This window comes from Limnohabitans sp. (genome assembly GCF_031539105.1).
In the GTDB taxonomy this organism is placed as follows: Bacteria; Pseudomonadota; Gammaproteobacteria; order Burkholderiales; family Burkholderiaceae_C; genus Limnohabitans.
Map to the genome: position 1 here is coordinate 37,449 of NZ_JAVKLM010000047.1, position 7,090 is coordinate 44,538.

At 57.1% G+C, this 7,090-nt stretch carries 7 protein-coding genes; 4 read left to right on the forward strand and 3 right to left on the reverse strand.

Translation table 11 applies throughout. The features are described from left to right. Window positions 1–2: 2 nt before the first annotated feature. The 3 genes from RMR24_RS12945 (at window position 3) to plsY (ending at window position 3,607) form a co-directional block, all read left to right on the forward strand. The gene (locus tag RMR24_RS12945) at window positions 3–1,772 is read left to right on the forward strand and encodes an AMP-binding protein (protein ID WP_310615497.1); all 1,770 of its coding nucleotides are present in this window, start codon (window positions 3–5) and stop codon (window positions 1,770–1,772) included. An 89-nt stretch (window positions 1,773–1,861) separates the two neighbouring features. Then, entirely contained in the window at window positions 1,862–2,929 is a 1,068-nt protein-coding gene (locus tag RMR24_RS12950) for an aldo/keto reductase (RefSeq protein WP_310615498.1), read from the forward strand. Between the two features lie 21 nt (window positions 2,930–2,950). Continuing rightward, the gene (gene plsY / locus RMR24_RS12955; RefSeq protein WP_310615499.1) at window positions 2,951–3,607 is read left to right on the forward strand and encodes a glycerol-3-phosphate 1-O-acyltransferase PlsY; all 657 of its coding nucleotides are present in this window, start codon (window positions 2,951–2,953) and stop codon (window positions 3,605–3,607) included. Here the strand turns inward: plsY and RMR24_RS12960 are convergent. Beyond that, window positions 3,604–4,089 carry a YajQ family cyclic di-GMP-binding protein gene (locus RMR24_RS12960; protein ID WP_310615500.1) on the reverse strand — a complete coding sequence of 162 codons (486 nt, stop codon included), beginning with the start codon at window positions 4,087–4,089 and terminating at the stop codon, window positions 3,604–3,606. The genes plsY and RMR24_RS12960 overlap by 4 nt on opposite strands. Window positions 4,090–4,128: 39 nt before the next feature. Here RMR24_RS12960 and murB point away from each other — a divergent pair, with 39 nt between their 5' ends. After that, window positions 4,129–5,193 (forward strand): UDP-N-acetylmuramate dehydrogenase, encoded by a 1,065-nt coding sequence (gene murB, locus RMR24_RS12965; RefSeq protein ID WP_310615501.1) that lies wholly within the window; start codon window positions 4,129–4,131, stop codon window positions 5,191–5,193. Window positions 5,194–5,382: 189 nt separating this feature from the next. On the opposite strand, the gene argG is transcribed toward murB, so the two are convergent. Together argG and RMR24_RS12975 are read right to left on the reverse strand one after the other, a co-directional pair. After that, window positions 5,383–6,723, reverse strand: coding sequence for an argininosuccinate synthase (argG, locus tag RMR24_RS12970; RefSeq protein WP_281890364.1), 1,341 nt, complete (start codon window positions 6,721–6,723; stop codon window positions 5,383–5,385). A gap of 21 nt (window positions 6,724–6,744) precedes the next feature. After that, window positions 6,745–7,062, reverse strand: a complete 318-nt coding sequence (locus RMR24_RS12975) for a pyrimidine/purine nucleoside phosphorylase (protein WP_310615502.1) — start codon at window positions 7,060–7,062, stop codon at window positions 6,745–6,747. Between the last annotated feature and the right edge of the window lie 28 nt (window positions 7,063–7,090).

Sequence of the window (7,090 nt, forward strand, 5' to 3'; positions counted from 1 at the left end):
ACATGGCCGATTTTTACGAAGCAATGCAACAAGGCTTTGGTTGGGCAGTGCCAGAGCACTTCAACATGGCAGAGGTATGCAGCCGACGCTGGGCTACCCAGCCCGAGACGGCCGAGGGTGCCGCCATCGTTGAACACAGTGCTGCCGATGAGAGCGGGCGGGCCGTGGCGCCGCGCAGCTACACCTTTGCGCAGTTGCAGCAAGCAGCCGATGCACTGAGCCATGTGTTGGTAGACCTAGGCGTGCAACGCGGCGACCGCGTGGCTATCGTGCTGCCCCAACGCTTTGAAACTGCCGTGGCCTACATGGCTGTCATGCAAATGGGCGCGGTGGCCATGCCGCTGTCCTTGCTGTTTGGCCCCGAAGCGTTGGAATACCGTTTGCAAGACAGCGAGGCGGTGGTGGCCATCGCAGATGCGTCTTCTGTGAGTAATGTGCTGGCCGTGCGTGCGCAATGCCCCGCGCTGCGTGAGGTGATCGGGGTAGACCTGAGCAATGCCGCCGACATGCTGCACGTGGATGTGGACTACGCCAGCGCCGTCGCTGCGCAGCAACGTGCCTTCACGGCGGTGCAAACCAAAGCGGACGAAGGTGCGGTGTTGATTTACACCAGCGGCACCACGGGCCCGCCCAAAGGCGCATTGATTCCACACCGTGCGCTGATTGGTAACTTGACGGGTTTTGCGTGTAGCCAAAACTGGTTTGGCTTTGACACGGTGGATGCGTCTGAGCACTTTCCCAAGGGCAGCGCCGCCGTGTTTTGGTCTCCCGCCGATTGGGCGTGGACGGGCGGTTTGATGGATGCCTTGTTGCCCACGCTTTATTTCGGTCGGCCCATCGTGGCGTGGAATGGGCGCTTCAGCCCCGAGTTGGCATTCACCCTCATGCAGCAGCATGGCGTGACGCACACATTTTTGTTTCCCACCGCGTTGAAGGCCATGATGAAGGCTTACCCAGAGCCGCGCCATCAATTCAAGCTCAAACTGCAAGCCATGATGAGCGCGGGTGAGGCTGTGGGCGATGCGGTGTTTGGTTATTGCAAAGAGCATTTAGGCGTGACGGTGAACGAGATGTTTGGCCAAACCGAGATCAACTACATCGTGGGCAATTGCGCGATGGAATGGGCCTCCCAAGGATCAGAGGTTGCTGCGCACAGAATCAACGTGGGCTGGCCCGCCAAACCCGGCAGCATGGGCAAGGGCTACCCCGGTCACCGTGTGGCGGTGATTGATGATGAGGGTCACGAGTGCCCTGCAGGCGTGCCCGGCGACGTGGCACTGAACCGCTACAACCAACACGGACAACCCGACCCTATTTTCTTTTTGGGCTATTGGAAAAACGACAAATCCACCCAAGGCAAATACACGGGTGACTGGTGCCGCACGGGCGATATGGCCGTGCGCGATGAAGACGGTTACCTTTGGTACCAAGGCCGTGCGGATGATGTGTTCAAAGCAGCGGGTTACCGCATTGGCCCCAGCGAGATTGAAAACTGCTTGGTTAAACACCCCGCGGTGGCCAACGCCGCGGTGGTGCCCAAGCCCGATGCCGAGCGCGGTGCTTTGGTGAAAGCCTATGTTGTGCTGGCCCCCGGTCATGCAGCCAGCGACGCGCTGGTGGCTGATTTACAGCGGCATGTGCGCGGCAAGCTTGCGCCTTATGAGTACCCCAAAGAAATTGAGTTCACGCCCGAGCTGCCCATGACCACCACAGGCAAGGTGCAGCGCCGCTTGTTGCGCTTACAAGAAGAAGAACGCGCTAAAACCAAATAGGCCAAGCCAAATTAGCAACGCCGATGAAGGCGTCTGCCAGGCTTTAGACTTGTCGGGTTTTTACAAGCCTCCCACCTCGGAGTAAACCCATGACTTTTCCACTCGTCCAGCTGGGCACCAGCGATTTGCATGTCACGCCCATTTGCTTGGGCACCATGACTTTTGGCGAACAAGTCAATGAAGCCGATTCGCACGCCATCCTCGACCACTCGCTGGCGCGTGGCGTGAACTTCATCGACACGGCCGAGATGTATTCGGTGCCGCCCAAGGCTGAGACCTGTGGCCACACCGAAACCATCATTGGTAACTGGTTCGCCAAGAACCCCGGTGCTCGCCAAAAGTTGGTGGTGGCCACTAAAGTGGCCGGCCCCTCGCGCGGTATGCCTTGGATTCGTGATCACGTGAACCTGACCGTCAAAGATTTCCTCACCTCGTGCGAGGGCAGCTTGCGCCGCTTGCAAACCGATGTGATTGACCTCTACCAAATCCACTGGCCCGAGCGCCATGTGCCTGCGTTTGGTGGCGTCTACTACGACCCCCAAAAAGAAAACTCTGAGATCACCATCCATGCGCAGCTCGAAGCGCTGGCGCAGTTGGTGAAGGACGGCAAGGTGCGCCATGTGGGCGTGTCCAACGAAACGCCCTATGGGGTGCACGAATTTGTTCGCTTGGCTGAGCAGCATGGCTTGCCACGCGTGGCCACCACACAAAACCCGTATTGCCTGATAAACCGCACCTATGAAAACGGTTTGGACGAAACCTGCCACCGGTTGAAGGTGTCTTTGTTAGCGTATTCGCCTTTGGGCTTTGGCTTGCTCACTGGCAAGTACGACGCCAGCGGCATCATCGGCCCAGATGCGCCCAAAGGTGCGCGCATCTCTGGTTATGAGAGCGTGCGCAAGCAACGCTGGGGCCGTCCTGAATCGTTGGTGGCAGCACGCCGCTACAACGCGCTGGCACTTGAAAACGGCATGACCCCCTCGCAAATGGCGCTGGCGTTTTGTTACACCAAGTGGCAAGTGGCCAGCACCATCATTGGTGTGACCTCGATCGGGCAGCTTGATGCCGATTTGGACGCGTGGGGTACCACCTTGTCGCCTGAGGTATTGGCGGCGATTGATGCGATCCGCTGGGAGATGCGCGATCCCGCGCAATAAAAATTAAAAAAGGAAAGTTAGATGTTTGCTGATTCTTCAGTGGTGGTGTTGCTCGCCGTAGGCGGGTATTTGATGGGTTCTTTGTCCTTCGCGGTCATCGTGAGCCGCGTGATGGGCCTGGATGATCCGCGCACCTATGGCAGCCAAAACCCAGGCGCGACCAACGTGCTGCGCTCAGGCAACAAAAAAGCGGCCATTGCCACCTTGTTGTTTGATGCGCTCAAAGGCTATTTCCCCGTGTTGCTGGTCAAGCTCTATGGCCCAGCCTTTGGTTTGGACGACCGTGCCGTGGCCTTGGTGGCCATCTCGGCGTTCATTGGCCACTTATGGCCCGTGTTTTTTGCTTTCAAAGGTGGCAAAGGCGTGGCCACAGCTGCGGGTATTTTGTTTGGTGTGGAGCCATTGCTGGGCTTGGCCACCATGGGTACTTGGGTGATCGTGGCGTTCTTCTTTCGCTACTCGTCGCTGGCAGCTTTGGCAGCTTCGCTGTTTGCGCCTGCTTATTATTTGTTTGGTGACCAATTGGCGTGGCAAACCAGCCAAACCGAGCTGCTGGCAGTGGCCGTGATGAGCGCCTTGCTGCTCATGCGCCACAAAGACAACATTGCACGTTTGGTGTCTGGGCAAGAAACGAAGATTGGCGCGAATAAAAACGCGCCTGCTAACGAAGGCGTTTAGTCCCGGAAGTTGTTGAACGACAGAGGCAAGTCGGTCATCTCTTTACGGATCAACGCCATGGCGGCTTGCAAGTCGTCACGTTTGGTGCCGCTCACGCGTACCGCGTCGCCTTGAATGGCGGCTTGCACCTTGATCTTGCTGTCTTTGAGCAAGCGCTGAATCTTCTTTGACACTTCGGTTTCGATGCCGTTGCGGATTTTGATGACTTGCTTGACCTTGTCACCCCCGATTTTTTGCACGTCGCCTTTGTCGAGAAAGCGCACGTCTACTTCGCGCTTGGTCAGCTTGTTGCGCAGCACGTCTTCGACTTGCACCAGTTGAAAGTCGGCATCGCCAAACATGGTGATTTCTTTGTCTTTGAGTTCAACAGCGGCAGACGTGCCTTTGAAGTCAAAACGGGTGACGATTTCTTTGGCCGTGTTTTCAACGGCGTTTTTTACTTCAGCCAAATTGGGTTCGAGTACGGTGTCAAAGGAAGGCATGGCGATGGGCTTTCAAATTCAGAATGAGACAATCACCCTATGTTAGTGGAACCCAATACCCCCCTTCAAGCGCACAACAGCTTTGGCATTTCGGCCAAAGCACTGCAACTGGTGCGCGTGCACACCGAGGCCGATGTGCAGGCCGTGTTGGCCCACGAGGGTTTGCGTAGCTTGCCTAAGTTTGTGCTGGGCGGCGGCAGCAACATCGTGCTAACCGGCGACGTGAAGCACTTGGTGCTGAAGGTGGAAATCAAAGGCATGCGCTTGGTCGAAGAGACCGACAAGGTTTGGGTGGTCGAAGCCGCCGCAGGCGAAAACTGGCATGACCTGGTGGCTTGGACGCTGGACAACGGCTGGCCCGGCCTAGAAAACATGGCCCTCATTCCGGGCAGCGTGGGCGCATCGCCCGTGCAAAACATTGGTGCGTATGGTGTGGAGTTGCAAGACCGTTTTCATTCGCTGGACGCGATTGATCTGACCACTGGTCAAGCCTTCAGCCTTGATGCCGCGCAATGTGCCTTTGGCTATCGCGACTCGGTGTTCAAGCACGAAAGCAGTGGCCGTGATGGCGAGAGTAGGGGCTTTGGCTTGGCAGGCAAAGCCCTCATCACACGCGTACGGTTTTTGCTGCGCAAAGACTGGAAACCCGTCTTGGGCTACCTCGACCTCGAACGCAAAATGGCTGACACTGGCATCAGCAATCCCACTGCCCAGCAAATTTTTGAATGGGTCTGCGCCATTCGAAAAGCCAAGCTGCCAGACCCAGCCGTCATCGGCAACGCCGGCAGCTTCTTCAAAAACCCCACCGTCACCCAAGACCAGTGCGACGACATCATTGCCCGCGAGCCCAAGGTGGTGCACTACCTGCTGGATGATGGCCGCATCAAACTCGCAGCTGGCTGGCTGATTGACGCCTGCGGCTGGAAAGGTAAAACCGTGGGCAATGCCGGCGTCTATGAAAAACAAGCCTTGGTGTTGGTCAACGTGGGTGGCAAAGAACACCCGTGCACCGGCGGCGAAGTGATGACTTTGGCCAAGGCCATTCAAACCAGCGTCTACGAGCGCTTTGGCATTCGCTTAGAACCAGAACCCGTCGTGGTTTAAGTTATTCAACAACCATACCGAAGGCGCATGGCGGTGTGTGTTGCAGAGCGAAGTCAAGGGGAGGCTTTGGCCGTGGCCAAAGCCGGAGGATATGAGCGGCGCAACGTACGCCGTCATGTGCCTTCAGCGAATGAGGTAGCGCAATAAAAAAGCGACCCGAAGGTCGCTTCTTGCTTGGGCAAGAAGTGTTTACTTCTTAGACCCGCCTTCCAACTTGATCATGTCCGCACCTTCGCCCAACGACAACAAGCCAGTGTGCGCGTAGATGCCCAGCTTGGCGCGTGTGTCCACGATGTCCAAGTTGCGCATGGTCAATTGGCCAATACGATCCAGTGGGCTGAACGGCGCGTCTTCCACTTTTTCCATGCTCAAACGCTCGGGGGCGTAAGTCAGATTGGGCGACTCGGTGTTAAGGATCGAGTAGTCATTGCCACGGCGCAGCTCTAGCGTCACAGTGCCTGTCACGGCGCGTGCCACCCAGCGTTGGGCGGTTTCGCGCAACATGATGGACTGCGGGTCGAACCAGCGGCCTTGGTACAACAAGCGACCCAAGCGCAGGCCGTTGATGCGGTACTGCTCGATGGTGTCTTCGTTGTGAATGCCCGTCACCAAACGCTCGTAAGCAATGTGCAACAGCGCCATGCCTGGGGCTTCGTAGATGCCACGGCTCTTGGCTTCGATGATGCGGTTCTCAATCTGGTCGCTCATGCCCAAACCGTGGCGGCCACCGATTTCGTTGGCTTTCAGGAACAGCTCAACAGGGTCGGCGTATTCCACACCGTTTAGGGCCACAGGTTGGCCTTCTTCAAAACGGATGCTGATTTCTTCGGCTTTCACCACGCAGTCTTCACGCCAGAAGGGCACGCCCATGATGGGGTTGACGATCTTCATACCGCTGGAGAGGCTCTCGAGGTCTTTGGCTTCGTGCGTCGCGCCCAGCATGTTGCTGTCCGTGCTGTAGGCCTTTTCGGCGCTCATCTTGTAGCCAAAACCATTGGCGGTCATGAACGCAGACATTTCAGCGCGGCCACCGAGTTCGTCGATGAACAGTTGGTCCAGCCAAGGCTTATAAATTTTCAAGCTGGGGTTGGTCAACAAGCCGTAGCGGTAGAAGCGCTCGATGTCGTTGCCTTTGAAGGTCGAGCCATCGCCCCAGATGTTCACGTCGTCTTCCTTCATCGCAGCCACGAGCATGGTGCCGGTCACAGCGCGGCCCAAAGGCGTGGTGTTGAAGTAGGTGATGCCACCGGTGCTGATGTGGAACGCACCGCACTGAATGGCAGCAATACCTTCGTGGGCGAGTTGTTTGCGGCAGTCGATGAGGCGGGCTTTTTCAGCGCCGTATTCCATCGCTTTGCGTGGGATTTCGTTGTAGTCCGACTCGTCGGGCTGGCCGAGGTTGGCGGTGTAAGCGTAGGGCACAGCGCCCTTTTGCTTCATCCACAAGAGGGCCGCAGAGGTGTCGAGGCCACCTGAGAAGGCGATGCCGACTTTTTGGCCTTTGGGGAGGTGTTGGAGGATGGTGCTCATGGTGTGTCGTTGCGCCTTGGATTAACCGAAGTGGCAGATGTAGTGGTACGGCTCGGTCACACGAATGTCGAACTTCGAGTTGCCAGGCACGTTAAATTTTTCACCAGCGCTGGACTTGACCCAGTCGTGGCTGCCGTCGAGCTTGTATTCACAAAAACCAGCCACGCACTCCATCACTTCGGAGGCGGCGGTGTTGAAGGTGAGTGTGGCAGGCAAGATGACGCCGACCGACAGCTTGGTGCCGTTGGCTGTGGTGATGGCGTGGCTGATGCACTTGCCGTCAAAAAACACATTGGCTTGGGTGGTGATGCTGACGCTGTCGATTTTTTCTGTGGTCATGGTGTGCGCTCGGTATGAATTGCAAAAC

Bases quoted from the DNA above. Each gene is read 5' to 3' on its own strand.
- RMR24_RS12975 (WP_310615502.1), bottom strand. From the start codon at position 7,062: ATGACCACAGAAAAAATCGACAGCGTCAGCATCACCACCCAAGCCAAT.
- RMR24_RS12950 (WP_310615498.1), top strand. From the start codon at position 1,862: ATGACTTTTCCACTCGTCCAGCTGGGCACCAGCGATTTGCATGTCACG.
- RMR24_RS12960 (WP_310615500.1), bottom strand. From the start codon at position 4,089: ATGCCTTCCTTTGACACCGTACTCGAACCCAATTTGGCTGAAGTAAAA.
- RMR24_RS12945 (WP_310615497.1), top strand. From the start codon at position 3: ATGGCCGATTTTTACGAAGCAATGCAACAAGGCTTTGGTTGGGCAGTG.
- murB (WP_310615501.1), top strand. From the start codon at position 4,129: ATGTTAGTGGAACCCAATACCCCCCTTCAAGCGCACAACAGCTTTGGC.
- plsY (WP_310615499.1), top strand. From the start codon at position 2,951: ATGTTTGCTGATTCTTCAGTGGTGGTGTTGCTCGCCGTAGGCGGGTAT.
- argG (WP_281890364.1), bottom strand. From the start codon at position 6,723: ATGAGCACCATCCTCCAACACCTCCCCAAAGGCCAAAAAGTCGGCATC.